This is a genomic window from Streptomyces sp. NPDC001848 (assembly GCF_042891915.1).
In the GTDB taxonomy this organism is placed as follows: Bacteria; Actinomycetota; Actinomycetes; order Streptomycetales; family Streptomycetaceae; genus Streptomyces.
This window is the reverse complement of record NZ_JBIATP010000009.1, coordinates 91,179-103,195: the sequence shown is the minus strand read 5'-3', so window position 1 is coordinate 103,195 and position 12,017 is coordinate 91,179. Positions and strand designations below refer to the sequence as shown.

The 12,017-nt window shown below is 68.3% G+C and carries 13 protein-coding genes; 8 read left to right on the top strand and 5 right to left on the bottom strand.

The genetic code is table 11. The features are described 5' to 3' along the window. Nucleotides 1-8: 8 nt before the first annotated feature. The 8 genes from rnpA to ACFYZJ_RS19865 all read left to right on the top strand — a co-directional run bounded on the left by rnpA (nt 9) and on the right by ACFYZJ_RS19865 (nt 6,819). Nucleotides 9-383, top strand: a complete 375-nt coding sequence (rnpA, locus tag ACFYZJ_RS19900) for a ribonuclease P protein component (protein WP_388569731.1) — start codon at nt 9-11, stop codon at nt 381-383. Continuing rightward, on the top strand, nt 380-733 hold the full coding sequence (gene yidD, locus ACFYZJ_RS19895; RefSeq protein WP_388569728.1) for a membrane protein insertion efficiency factor YidD: 354 nt from the start codon (nt 380-382) through the stop codon (nt 731-733). Before rnpA ends, yidD begins: the two co-directional genes overlap by 4 nt. Nucleotides 734-736: 3 nt before the next feature. Next, entirely contained in the window at nt 737-2,026 is a 1,290-nt protein-coding gene (yidC, locus tag ACFYZJ_RS19890; RefSeq protein WP_388569725.1) for a membrane protein insertase YidC, read from the top strand. Between the two features lie 15 nt (nt 2,027-2,041). After that, a complete protein-coding gene (locus tag ACFYZJ_RS19885; protein ID WP_388569723.1) occupies nt 2,042-2,554 on the top strand; it encodes a protein jag in 513 nt (170 codons plus the stop codon). Between the two features lie 118 nt (nt 2,555-2,672). Next, entirely contained in the window at nt 2,673-3,389 is a 717-nt protein-coding gene (gene rsmG, locus ACFYZJ_RS19880; RefSeq protein ID WP_388569720.1) for a 16S rRNA (guanine(527)-N(7))-methyltransferase RsmG, read from the top strand. 314 nt (nt 3,390-3,703) lie between these two features. Further along, a complete protein-coding gene (locus ACFYZJ_RS19875; protein ID WP_388570311.1) occupies nt 3,704-4,777 on the top strand; it encodes a ParA family protein in 1,074 nt (357 codons plus the stop codon). Beyond that, nucleotides 4,774-5,877, top strand: coding sequence for a ParB/RepB/Spo0J family partition protein (locus ACFYZJ_RS19870; protein WP_388569718.1), 1,104 nt, complete (start codon nt 4,774-4,776; stop codon nt 5,875-5,877). Before ACFYZJ_RS19875 ends, ACFYZJ_RS19870 begins: the two co-directional genes overlap by 4 nt. A 324-nt stretch (nt 5,878-6,201) precedes the next feature. Continuing rightward, nucleotides 6,202-6,819 (top strand): GNAT family N-acetyltransferase, encoded by a 618-nt coding sequence (locus ACFYZJ_RS19865; RefSeq protein ID WP_388569715.1) that lies wholly within the window; start codon nt 6,202-6,204, stop codon nt 6,817-6,819. A gap of 89 nt (nt 6,820-6,908) precedes the next feature. On the opposite strand, the gene trxA is transcribed toward ACFYZJ_RS19865, so the two are convergent. The 5 genes from trxA to ACFYZJ_RS19840 form a co-directional block, all read right to left on the bottom strand. Further along, the gene (trxA, locus tag ACFYZJ_RS19860) at nt 6,909-7,241 is read right to left on the bottom strand and encodes a thioredoxin (protein WP_388569712.1); all 333 of its coding nucleotides are present in this window, start codon (nt 7,239-7,241) and stop codon (nt 6,909-6,911) included. 42 nt (nt 7,242-7,283) lie between these two features. Next, a complete protein-coding gene (gene trxB / locus ACFYZJ_RS19855) occupies nt 7,284-8,255 on the bottom strand; it encodes a thioredoxin-disulfide reductase (RefSeq protein ID WP_388569710.1) in 972 nt (323 codons plus the stop codon). Between the two features lie 187 nt (nt 8,256-8,442). Next, nucleotides 8,443-9,378, bottom strand: a complete 936-nt coding sequence (locus ACFYZJ_RS19850; protein ID WP_388569707.1) for an anti-sigma factor family protein — start codon at nt 9,376-9,378, stop codon at nt 8,443-8,445. Beyond that, nucleotides 9,375-10,085 (bottom strand): RNA polymerase sigma factor SigM, encoded by a 711-nt coding sequence (gene sigM / locus ACFYZJ_RS19845; protein WP_388569705.1) that lies wholly within the window; start codon nt 10,083-10,085, stop codon nt 9,375-9,377. The genes ACFYZJ_RS19850 and sigM overlap by 4 nt, the downstream gene beginning before the upstream one ends. A gap of 194 nt (nt 10,086-10,279) precedes the next feature. Continuing rightward, entirely contained in the window at nt 10,280-12,004 is a 1,725-nt protein-coding gene (locus ACFYZJ_RS19840; protein WP_388569702.1) for a protein kinase family protein, read from the bottom strand. Between the last annotated feature and the right edge of the window lie 13 nt (nt 12,005-12,017).

Genomic DNA, 12,017 nt, shown 5'->3' with positions numbered 1-12,017 from the left:
GTCATGACGTGCTGCCTACCGAGTATCGGCTGAGGCGGCGCGAGGACTTCGCGACCGCGGTACGCCGAGGACGCCGGGCTGGACGCCCGCTACTCGTCGTCCACCTTCGCAGCGGTGCCACGGACCCGCACGCGCCTGGGGAGAGCGCTCCCCCGACGCGTGCGGGTTTCGTCGTGAGCAAGGCCGTGGGCGGAGCGGTCGTTCGCAACAAGGTGAAGCGCAGGCTTCGCCATCTGATGCGTGACCGAGTGGCGCTGTTGCCCCCCGGTAGCCTGGTAGTCGTACGAGCGCTGCCCGGTGCGGGTGACGCCGACCATGCACAGCTGGCCCGAGACCTGGATGCAGCCTTCCAGCGGCTGCTGGGAGGAGAGGGCGCGCGATGAAGTACCCGCTGCTGGCTCTGATCAAGCTCTACCAGTGGACGATCAGTCCGCTGCTCGGGCCCGTGTGCAAGTACTACCCGTCGTGTTCCCACTACGGCTACACGGCCATCGACCGGCACGGTGCGATCAAGGGGACGGCACTGACCGCCTGGCGCATCCTGCGGTGCAATCCGTGGTCGCTCGGCGGTGTGGACCATGTCCCGCCGCGCAAGCGTCCGCGGTGGCACGAAATGCTGCGCGACGCCTGGCGCGCACGCAAGGGCGGGCCCTCCGCCGCCGAACCGGCCACCGAGGGGATGCTCCCTTCGAGCCCGGCCGCGAAGACCTCGTCCCATGCCCAAGGAGCATGATTAGTGGACACGATTGCCAGCCTCTTCAGCTTCATCACCACACCCGTTTCGTGGGTCATCGTCCAGTTCCACAAGGTGTACGGCGCGATCTTCGGCGCTGACACGGGCTGGGCCTGGGGCCTGTCCATCGTGTCCCTGGTGATCCTCATCCGTATCTGCCTGATCCCGCTCTTCGTGAAGCAGATCAAGGCCACTCGGGCCATGCAGACGCTCCAGCCCGAGATGAAGAAGATCCAGGAGCGCTACAAGAACGACAAGCAGCGTCAGTCCGAAGAGATGATGAAGCTGTACAAGGAGTCGGGCACCAACCCGCTCTCCTCGTGCCTTCCCATCCTGGCGCAGTCCCCGTTCTTCTTCGCCCTGTACCACGTGCTCAACGGCATCGCGACGGGCAAGACGATCGGCGTCATCAATGACACGCTGCTTGCCAGCGCCCGTAAGGCGCACATCGTCGGCGCCCCGCTGGCCGCGAAGTTCACGGACGGCTCCGGCAAGGTCGCCCAGCTCGGTGCCTCGCTGACCGACGTCCGCGTCGTCACCGCGGTCATGATCGTCCTGATGTCGGCGTCGCAGTTCTACACGCAGCGCCAGCTGATGACGAAGAACGTCGACACGACGGTGAAGACGCCGTTCATGCAGCAGCAGAAGATGCTGATGTACGTCTTCCCGGTGATGTTCGCCGTCTTCGGTATCAACTTCCCGGTCGGTGTCCTCGTCTACTGGCTGACCACCAACGTGTGGACCATGGGCCAGCAGATGTACGTCATCCACAACAACCCGACCCCGGGTTCCAAGGCCCAGGCCGCCTACCTGGAGCGTCTGTACAAGCACGTCACGCACCACGGCAAGATCCGCCGACGGAGTGAGAAGGCCATCGTCAAGGCGATCGTCGCCAAGGGCCGCGACCGCAACGAGTTCGAGCGGAAGTTCATCAACGGTCTGACCAAGGCGGGCCTCGCGGCCCAGGCCGATGGCAGCGTGGTGAAGAGCGACGTCACGGCCGTCGCCACCGCCGAGGAAGGTACGACGGTCGCCGGTGCCGCCACCCCGAGGCGTCAGCAGCCCAAGCGGCAGAGCAAGGCGCAGCGCCAGTCCGGTGGGGCCAAGCCGGCCGGGGACTCCGAGTCGACGGCCTCCTCGCCGTCGCTGGAGAAGGCCGACGCACCGCAGGACGCCAAGCCGGCTGGTGCCGCCAAGAAGGCGACACCGCAGCCCGGCGGAGGTACCCGTAGCCGGGCCCAGTCCGGTCAGCGCAAGGGTCCGCAGCGGCCCAAGTCCCCGTCCAAGAAGTAAGAAGGAGTCCATCCCGTGACGGAAGGCACCACCTCCGCCGCTGCCGAGGGTGCAGACACCCTGACCCGCCTGGAGCAGGAGGGTGAGATCGCGGCGGACTACCTCGAGGGTCTGCTGGACATCGCCGATCTCGACGGCGACATCGACATGGACGTCGAGGGCGACCGCGCGTCCGTCTCGATCATCAGCGACACGGGCAGCCGTGACCTGCAGAAGCTGGTCGGCCGTGACGGTGAGGTGCTGGAGGCGCTCCAGGAGCTCACGCGGCTGGCCGTGCACCGGGAGACCGGCGACCGTAGTCGGCTGATGCTCGACATCGCGGGCTTTCGCGCCAAGAAGCGCGCGGAGCTCTCCGAGCTCGGTGCCAAGGCGGCGGCCGAGGTCAAGAGCACCGGGGAGCCCGTGAAGCTCAAGCCGATGACGCCGTTCGAGCGCAAGGTGGTGCACGACGCGGTCAAGTCCGCGGGCCTGCGCAGCGAGTCCGAGGGCGAGGAGCCGCAACGCTTCGTCGTCGTGCTGCCCGCCTGAATCGGTCCGTACGTCTCTCCGGCCCCGTCTGTAGCGCAGACGGGGCCGGACTTTGTCAGCCTGGTAGTTCTGGTGGTCGGCGCCGGTGGCGCTGATGCGGTACGGAAGGACGGTCCCCGTGACGGAGGCAGCGGAGCTCCCCCCTGCGCCCGAACAGGCACGTGACGTATTCGGTGATCGCTTCGCGGATGCGGTCCGGTACGCCGAGCTGCTGGCCGAGGCGGGCGTGCAGCGAGGGCTGATCGGCCCGCGTGAGGTGCCGCGCCTGTGGGAGAGGCACCTGCTGAACTGCGCGGTGCTCTCCGAGGTCGTCCCCGAAGGGGTGACGGTGTGCGACGTCGGCTCGGGTGCCGGCCTGCCCGGCATTCCTCTCGCCCTCGTCCGGGAAGACCTGAAGATCACGCTGCTTGAGCCACTGCTGCGGCGCACCAACTTCCTCACCGAGGTCGTCGAGCTGCTCGGCCTCGACCATGTGACCGTGGTTCGCGGTCGGGCCGAGGAGGTCATGGGCAAGATTCCGCCGGTCCATGTCGTGACCGCGCGGGCCGTGGCTCCGCTGGACCGTCTGGCCACTTGGGGCATCCCGCTGCTGCGTCCCTACGGGGAGATGCTGGCCCTCAAGGGCGACACCGCGGAGGAGGAACTGAAGAGCGCGGCGACCGCTCTGACCAAGCTCGGGGCGGTCGAGACGTCCATCCTCCATGTCGGGGAGGGCATCGTGGATCCGCTGTCGACCGTGGTGCGGGTGGAGGTCGGGGAGAGCCCCGGAGGGGTGCGGTTCGCGGCCAAGCGAGCGAAGGCGGCCCGGACGGGTCGGGCACGTCGGCGTCGTTGATCCAGCGGTTGTCTGATCTGGTCTGACTGTGGGCCGTACGCCACACAAGCTGGCAAACCTACGCATCTCGGAGTGTCGCGGAGGCCTGACCATAGCTGCTGTGCATCGTGTTTCACGTGAAACGTCGCTCACTGCTGCACGGCATCATCAGTCGCGGCCGGGCCGCCGCCGAACCCCGCGACCGCAAGCCCCTCGGATCTCGTCGAGAACCGTCCACTCGGAGCGCGGTATCCCCCGTGGAGGGCACGGAGTTGTCCACAGAGGTGGATTTCTCCACAGAAGACCAGGCCTCACTGGTTCACAACCCCGAAGGCATGGGAGGCTCTGTTCATTGCGAGCCTGATGTCGAGGAGAGTGAATCCTTGCGGTCCGACGCCAACATCGCGGGACCGATGACCGATCCGGTCCCCGGTCCCCGTACCGAGTCGATGGGGGACGATGTTTCACGTGAAACACCGCCCCCGATGGACGACACTCCCATCGGTCGTGCTGCCCAACTCGCGGTGGAGGCACTGGGTCGTGCCGGTGAGGGCCTGCCACGGCCCGAGCAGACCCGGGTCATCGTGGTCGCCAACCAGAAGGGTGGCGTGGGCAAGACGACGACGACCGTCAATCTCGCCGCTTCCCTCGCTCTGCATGGCGCCCGTGTCCTGGTGATCGACCTGGACCCGCAGGGCAATGCGTCCACCGCGCTGGGGATCGACCACCACGCGGAAGTCCCTTCCATCTATGACGTGTTGGTCGAGAGCAAGCCGCTCGCGGAGGTCGTGCAGCCGGTTTCTGACGTGGAGGGTCTCTTCTGCGCTCCTGCCACGATCGATCTCGCCGGTGCGGAGATCGAGCTGGTGTCCTTGGTGGCCCGGGAAAGCCGACTGCAGCGGGCGATCCAAGCCTATGAGCAGCCGTTGGACTACATCCTCATCGACTGCCCGCCGTCCCTCGGCCTGTTGACGGTCAACGCCCTGGTCGCCGGACAGGAAGTGCTCATCCCGATCCAGTGCGAGTACTACGCACTGGAGGGTCTGGGCCAGCTGCTGCGCAATGTCGACCTCGTACGGGGACATCTCAACCCCGCCCTGCATGTGTCGACCATCCTGCTCACCATGTATGACGGCCGAACGCGCCTGGCGTCCCAGGTCGCAGAAGAGGTGCGCAACCATTTCGGTGACGAGGTGCTGCGGACGAGCATTCCCCGCTCGGTCCGTATCTCGGAGGCGCCGAGCTATGGGCAGACGGTGCTGACCTACGATCCAGGATCGAGCGGTGCCCTCTCGTATCTTGAGGCGGCACGTGAAATCGCGCTGAAGGGTGTCGGCGTCCACTACGACGCACAGCACGCCCATGTCGGCGCACGGACGGAACAGAGCATGGTGGAGGGGATCCAGTGAGCGAGCGACGGAGGGGGTTGGGTCGTGGTCTCGGCGCACTGATCCCTGCTGCTCCGACAGGGGACAAGGGCACGGCCCAGGCCGCGGTGGGCGGCGGTGCAGCCGCTTCGCCGTCGACGGTACCCGTCCTGGCGGCGGACCGTGGAGTGGCGGCCGCGAAGGTGGCCACGCTGCCGCCTGTTTCACGTGAAACCGAGGAGACGTCCGCGCAGGGCGCGGTGGAGACGCCCGCACCGCCGATCGGCGCCCACTTCGCCGAGCTGCCCCTCGACGCCATCACCCCGAATCCAAGGCAGCCCCGTGAGGTGTTCGACGAGGACGCGCTCGCCGAGCTTGTCACCTCCATCAAGGAGGTCGGCCTTCTCCAACCCATCGTGGTGCGTCAGGTGGGCCCGGCACGCTATGAGCTCATCATGGGTGAGCGACGCTGGCGGGCCTGCCGCGAGGCGGGCCTGGAGGCCATCCCCGCGATCGTGCGAGCCACGGACGACGAGAAGCTGCTGCTCGACGCCCTTTTGGAGAACCTGCACCGGGCCCAGCTGAACCCGCTGGAAGAGGCCGCCGCCTATGACCAGCTCCTCAAGGACTTCAACTGCACTCACGACCAGCTGGCCGATCGCATCGGCCGGTCGCGTCCCCAGGTGTCCAACACCCTGCGGCTGCTGAAGTTGTCGCCGGCGGTCCAGCGCCGGGTGGCCGCGGGGGTGCTGTCCGCGGGACACGCCCGGGCGTTGCTGTCCGTCGAGGACTCGGAGGAGCAGGACCGGCTGGCGCACCGCATCGTGGCCGAGGGGCTGTCCGTGCGCGCCGTCGAGGAGATCGTCACCCTTATGGGGTCCCGGCCGCACAGTGCCCCGCGTGCCAAGGGGCCACGCGCCGGCGCTCGGGTTTCCCCGGCGCTCAGCGACCTGGCGACTCGGCTCTCGGACCGCTTCGAGACCCGGGTGAAGGTCGACCTCGGACAGAAGAAGGGCAAGATCACCGTCGAGTTCGCGTCGATGGAGGATCTGGAGCGGATCCTCAGCACGCTTGCTCCGGGCGAGGGGCCGGTCCTGCACAAGGGCCTTCAGGAGGGCGACTCGGAGGAGTCGGAGGACTGAGCCTTCCGGGTGGAACCGGGTGGCGATCGGCAACGCTCCGGGCGGGCCGTGTCCGGTGTGTACCGAACACGGCCCGCTCTTTGCTTTCAGGCAGTATCGATCGAATCACCATCGTGGATACGATGCGTTCGGGTATGGCGCATCCACCTGGCGGCACCTTGATCGGGGAGGCGGGGCCATGCGAACCATGAGCCGGACCGGACTGGTGACCGCGGGCCTGGGCGTGGGGGCGGTCGGCGGGTTCGTCGGCAGCCTGCTCAGGGAGCGGAGCGCTCTGACAGCCGCCCGCAGTGCTGCGGGCGAAGGAAGCGAGGAACTGCCTTCATGGGGCGTCGGCTCGTACCGCTCACGCTGGACAACCTTCCGGACCTTCCCAAGCGCTGTCGCGCGTGTGTCTTCTGGGAACTGGACCCCGTCAGCGGAGAGGCCGCGGTAAAGGCCGGCACGTCCACGCTTGAGAAGGAGGCGTGGATCTCAGCCGTCCTGCTGGACTGGGGCTCCTGCGGCCGGGTGGTCTATGTGGACGATGTACCGGTGGGCTTCGTGCTGTACGCGCCGCCCGCCTATGTCCCGCGTTCCACGGCCTTCCCCACGAGCCCCGTGTCACCGGACGCGGTCCAACTGATGACGGCCTTCATCATGCCCGGCTACCAGGGTCAGGGGCTTGGCCGAGTGATGGTCCAGACGGTCGCCAAGGATCTGCTGCGCCGGGGCTTCAAGGCGATCGAGGCCTTCGGCGACGCACGCTGGAAGGAGCCGGCGTGCCTGTTGCCCGCCGACCATCTGCTGGCGGTGGGATTCAAGACGGTACGGCCGCACCCGACGTACCCGCGGCTCAGGCTGGAACTGCGCTCGACGCTCTCCTGGAAAGAAGACGTCGAGCTGGCGTTGGACCGTCTGCTGGGAGCCGTGCAGAAGGAGCCGGCGCTGCGGCCGCTGTAGCCGGGGGCGCATGCGTAGGGGCCGACCCCGGAGGGCCGGCCCCTACGTTTCACGTGAAACATCGCCGCCTCGTTCGGCGGCCTCACCGCTCACTCGGCGATGAAGTCCTCCAGGTCGCGGACGATCGCGGCCTTCGGCTTGGCACCGACGATGGTCTTGGCGACCTCGCCGCCCTGGTAGACGTTCAGGGTCGGGATCGACATGACGCCGTACTTGGCGGCCGTCGCCGGGTTCTCGTCGATGTTGAGCTTGACGACCTCGATCTTGTCGCCGTACTCGGCGGCGATCGCCTCGAGCGACGGGGCGATCTGGCGGCAGGGGCCGCACCAGGCAGCCCAGAAGTCCACCAGGACGGGCTTGTCGCTCTTGAGGACGTCCTCCTCGAAGGAGGCGTCGGTCACGTTCTTCAGGGTGCCTGCCACGGCGGGCTCCTTACCTCGGTGATGCGGTGGGCGAATCGGGGGTCAGACGGTGGTCTTCTCGGGCTCGGCCTGCTGCTCGCTGTCCGCGAGGGCGGCGAGGTAGCGCTCGGCGTCCAGGGCGGCGGAGCAGCCTGTACCCGCGGCGGTGATCGCCTGGCGGTAGGTGTGGTCGACGACGTCGCCCGCGCCGAAGACACCGGCCAGGTTCGTGCGGGTCGAGGGGGCGTCCACCTTGAGGTAGCCCTCCTCGTCGAGGTCGAGCTGGCCCTTGAACAGTTCGGTGCGCGGGTCGTGACCGATCGCGATGAATAGCCCGGTCACCGGCAGCTCGGTGAGCTCCCCGGTCTTCAGGTTCCTCAGCTTCAGGCTCTCGAGCTTGGGGTTGCCCTTGATCTCGGCGACCTCGCTGTCCCACACAAACTTGATCTTCGGGTCGGCGAAGGCGCGGTCCTGCATCGCCTTCGAGGCCCGCAGGGTGTCACGGCGGTGGACGACGGTGACGGACTTGGCGAAGCGCGAGAGGAAGGTGGCCTCCTCCATCGCGGTGTCACCGCCGCCGATCACGGCGATGTCCTGGTCCTTGAAGAAGAAGCCGTCACAGGTGGCGCACCAGGAGACCCCGCGGCCGGAGAGAGCGTCCTCGTTCGGCAGGCCCAGCTTGCGGTGCTGGGAGCCGGTGGCGACGATGACGGCCTTCGCCTTGTGCACCGTGCCCGCGGTGTCCGTGACGGTCTTGATCTCACCGGTGAGGTCGACGGAGACGATGTCGTCCGGAACCAGCTCGGCACCGAAGCGCTCGGCCTGGGCGCGCATGTTGTCCATGAGCTCGGGGCCCATGATGCCGTCCTGGAAACCAGGGAAGTTCTCGACCTCGGTGGTGTTCATGAGCGCACCACCCGCGGTGACGGCGCCCTCGAACACCAGGGGCTTCAGCGACGCGCGCGCGGTGTAGAGCGCCGCCGTGTAACCGGCGGGCCCGGAGCCGATGATGATCACGTTACGGACGTCGCTCACGGCTTGATTCCTCGTCTCTGGAGACTGCTGCTGCCTACTGCCGGTGGGAGCCTCGCTCGGCGCTCTCACCCCACCCAACGGATCCTAAGGGGCCCGCATTCCCGTTGTGTCCGGGCACACGGGGACACGCCACCGCACACAGTTCCCCATGACACGCGGGCAGGAACCGCCCGGGGCGAGATGTCGGTCAGGAGCGGGCGTACGAGTGCGTCAGCAGAACCTTGCCGGGTGACGGTGGGCGCTGCTTCACGCAGGCCGCGTCGACGATGTAGGCCGTGACCTTCGTGGTGTCAGAGGCGTCGGGCGTGACGAGGAGATAGACGAGGCTCCCCTGGTACACGCCCTTGTCGGCGGCGAGGATGCTCTCGTTGGTCGTGATGGCCTGCTGTATGCAACTCGGCACGTTGACGGTGGTGTCCTGGAACGTCTTGTTCGGCCGCATGCCGGAGGACCCGGTGGTGCTGGGCTCGGACTGGGCGCCCCAGGGCTTGTCAGTGCCGGAACGGCCCCCGTCCGTCTTTCCGGCGAGCAGGCGCGCGACCTGGCTCTGCAGTGTGCCCTGGGAGTAGGTGTGCGCGGCGTCCGTGTGCTGCGGCGCGGCGATCGGCGACTTCCCCGTATCGCCACCGAGCGCCTGCACCAGCAGGGCGCTCACACCCACGGCAGCAGCCGCGAAGACGGCGGCCAGAGCGACGGTCCTGCGGCGGCCGAGGCGGGCGCGTCGGGCACGGCCCGGTCCTGTGGCCGCGCGGGCCCGGCCCGAAGGACGGTCCGCGGCGGAAGAGGTCCCTGTTTCACGTGAAACATGCGCGGCGGTGACTTCGCGAGAATCGGCATCCGCGGTGCCGGGCGCCGCCGCTGGTGCCGTGGAGCTCAGCAGTGCCTCCGCGGCGAGGGCGGCGTCGATACGGTTCGCCACGTCGTCGGGCATGCGCGGTGGGCCTGGAAGCGTGCCGAGGAGTCCGCGGATCTCCTCCAGGGAGTGGTACACGTCCGCGCACAGGGGGCAGTCCTCCAGATGCCGCCGCACGTCCGCGGTGCGGGACGGCGACAGAAGCCCTTCGCTGAGGTCGGAGAGCTCCTCGACGTCCGGGTGCCCGGCCATATCGGTCGTGGATGTCACGCTCGCCCACCTCCGCCCTTCACAGCAGCCGAATCGCTCGACCCCGCATCATGTGGTCCCGCTGCGGGTGGGACGGATGCCCCCTGCGCCCGGTTCCGTCCGTCGCCCGGCTTCTTGACGTTCCCGCCACCCTCCGCACGCAGATGGGTGAGCAGCGGCAGAAGTCTGGCTCTGCCACGGGCACAACGGCTCTTTACGGTGCCGGTCGGCACATCGAGGATGTGGGCTGCCTCCGCGACCGGGTAGCCCTGCATGTCCACGAGGACGAGGGCGGCACGCTGGTCCGGGGGCAGGGTGCCCAGGGCCTCCAACAGTTGGCGGTGCAGATCGTTCCGCTCGGCGGGCGCCGAGGCCGACTCATGCGGCTCCAGGAGCTGTTCCAGCCGTTCCGTGTCGTCCACGGGCGAGGTCTTCCTGGAGGCCGCCTTACGGGCGCGGTCCAGACACGCGTTCACCGTGATCCGGTGCAGCCAGGTAGTGACGGCGGACTGGCCCCGAAAGGTGTGGGCGGCCCGGTAGGCGGAGACCAGGGCGTCCTGGACGGCGTCGGCGGCCTCTTCACGATCCCCGAGCGTGCGCAGGGCCACGGCCCAAAGCCGGTCGCGGTGCCGACGCACGATCTCCCCGAAGGCGTCGGGGTCGCCGGCTATATGACGGGAGAGGAGATCCTGATCGCTTGCTTCGCCGTACCCGGCACCCTCTGCCATGGGTCCCTCCCCTCGGGGAAAACCTTACGGGACTGCTCTCCCCCGACGCGATGGGTGAGCGCTGTGATGAAGCGTTGCCATGCGGGTGGTCAGGGACCCTGTTCGAACCATCCGGACACGCCATGGGGCCTGCCGCCCGTGACGTCGGCAGGCCCCATGGCAACGCACCGGTAAACCGGCCTATGGGCGGCACGTCAACCTGTGAACTTGACCTCGGTGATGGCCTGCTTGTAGCCGGCGTCGCTGTAGGCGCTCGGGTCTGCCTCCGAGTAAGGCACTGCGGTGAGCCAGACGAGGACGTACTGCGTCTTCACCGACTTGGTGAGTTTCACCGTGGCAGTGGTTCCGCTCGTCGTGATGGAGCCGATCTTCTGCATCGAGCCCAACGAGGGCGGCGTCAGCGAGTCGGCCGCATACAACTCGACCGTCGTGTGGTTGCCGGCATAGCGGAGTCCTACGGACGCTGCGGTCACCTTCTGGGCCGAGCCGAGGTCGTAGACGATGCCCACGCCCGGCTTGTACGGCGCGATAGGCGGACCTTCTATGAAGGTGCTGGTCTTCCAGTACGTCGAAGTGTCGCCGTCGTAGGTCTTGCCGACGTCTTCGGGGTGCTGGGCACTGCCCTTGGCGACGAACTCCTGCGCGCCCTGGATCTTGATCTGCGTGGGCGGCTTGGGTGTGATGCCGCCGTTCTTGTCGTTCCCGTCCGTCGTGTGCGTCTGGTTGGTGTTGTCCGACTTCTTGCCCTGGTCCATCAGGGCCTCGGCGAGCTGCCAGCTGCCCAGGCCCAGCGCGGCGATCAGCAGCGCGGAGACCGCCCACTTCAGCGCCTTGCCGGTGCGGCTCTGCAGCGGGGGCGGCGGAGCCGGTACGGGTTGGGTGACGCCCGGGAGGGGCGTCGGGCGGCCGTACGTGCCCTGCTGGTACGTCGTGCGCTGGTAGTCGGGCGGCGCCGTGAACGAGGGCTCCGGCGGCCGGATGCGAGGCATCTCACCGATCGCCTTGACCAGTTCCTCGGGCGTGGTGCACGGGGCCTCGTGACGGGAGGCGGTGGCACCGTCGTTCGCCAGCGCCCGCATGGCGAGTTCGGACAGACCGCGGTGCACGCCGGCGCGCACCTGGTCGGGAGCGATCAGTCCGACGCCCTTCGGCAGCCCGGACAGACCGTAGGCGTCGTCCTCGTAGGGCCAGCGCTGGGTGAGAGCGGCGTACAGGAGCGCGCCGATGGCCTCCGTGTCGGTGCGCTGCGGGGTGTCGGAGCCGATGCCGCGCAGCGCGGCGTTCACCGCCAGGCCGCGGATGCGCCACTGGCCGGAGGAGGTGCGCAGAACGGTGCTGGGGTTCAGGCGGAGATGGGAGAGGCCCTCGCGGTGGGCGGCGGCCATGGCCTGGGCCACCTGGGTGACCATCTGGTAGGCGTCATGGGCTTCCAGCGGCCCGGTGGCGAGCAGCGTGGTCAGTTCGACGGCGTCGGGCAGCCATTCGTGTACGACATAGACGAGGTCGTTCTCCTCGACCGCGTCCAGGACCTGCACGAATCGCGGGTCGCCGAGCAGCGCGGAGGAGCGGGCCGCGGCCAGCACCGAACGTGCCCGTGCGTGGTCCGAGGGGAGGACATGGATGCCGACGGCCCGGCGGAGTTTCTCGTCCACCGCACGCCAGCTGCTGAATCCGTCCAGACGGGTGACGCATTCCTCGAGACGGTAGCGTCTGGCGAGCTTGTGGCCGCTGTGCAGTTCGGGTGGTGAGGCCTTCCCGGGACGCTCGGTCCCGCCGCTCTGCTGCGGCTCGTCGCTGTCCGTGTCCCGCTCCCGGTCCTGGGCCACCCCGTCGGACGTGGACTGGTCCGCCTTGGCGGTCAGCGGCTCGTCACCGCTGTTGTCTGCCACGTCGACGGCAGCCGTGCTCCGTTCCGCCACCGTCGTACCTGCC

What these genes read in the sequence shown, in the direction of transcription:
- yidD (WP_388569728.1), top strand. Translation starts at nt 380, where the DNA reads ATGAAGTACCCGCTGCTGGCTCTGATCAAGCTCTACCAGTGGACGATC.
- sigM (WP_388569705.1), bottom strand. Translation starts at nt 10,085, where the DNA reads ATGGCAGAGGGTGCCGGGTACGGCGAAGCAAGCGATCAGGATCTCCTC.
- ACFYZJ_RS19865 (WP_388569715.1), top strand. Translation starts at nt 6,202, where the DNA reads ATGGGGCGTCGGCTCGTACCGCTCACGCTGGACAACCTTCCGGACCTT.
- ACFYZJ_RS19875 (WP_388570311.1), top strand. Translation starts at nt 3,704, where the DNA reads ATGGGAGGCTCTGTTCATTGCGAGCCTGATGTCGAGGAGAGTGAATCC.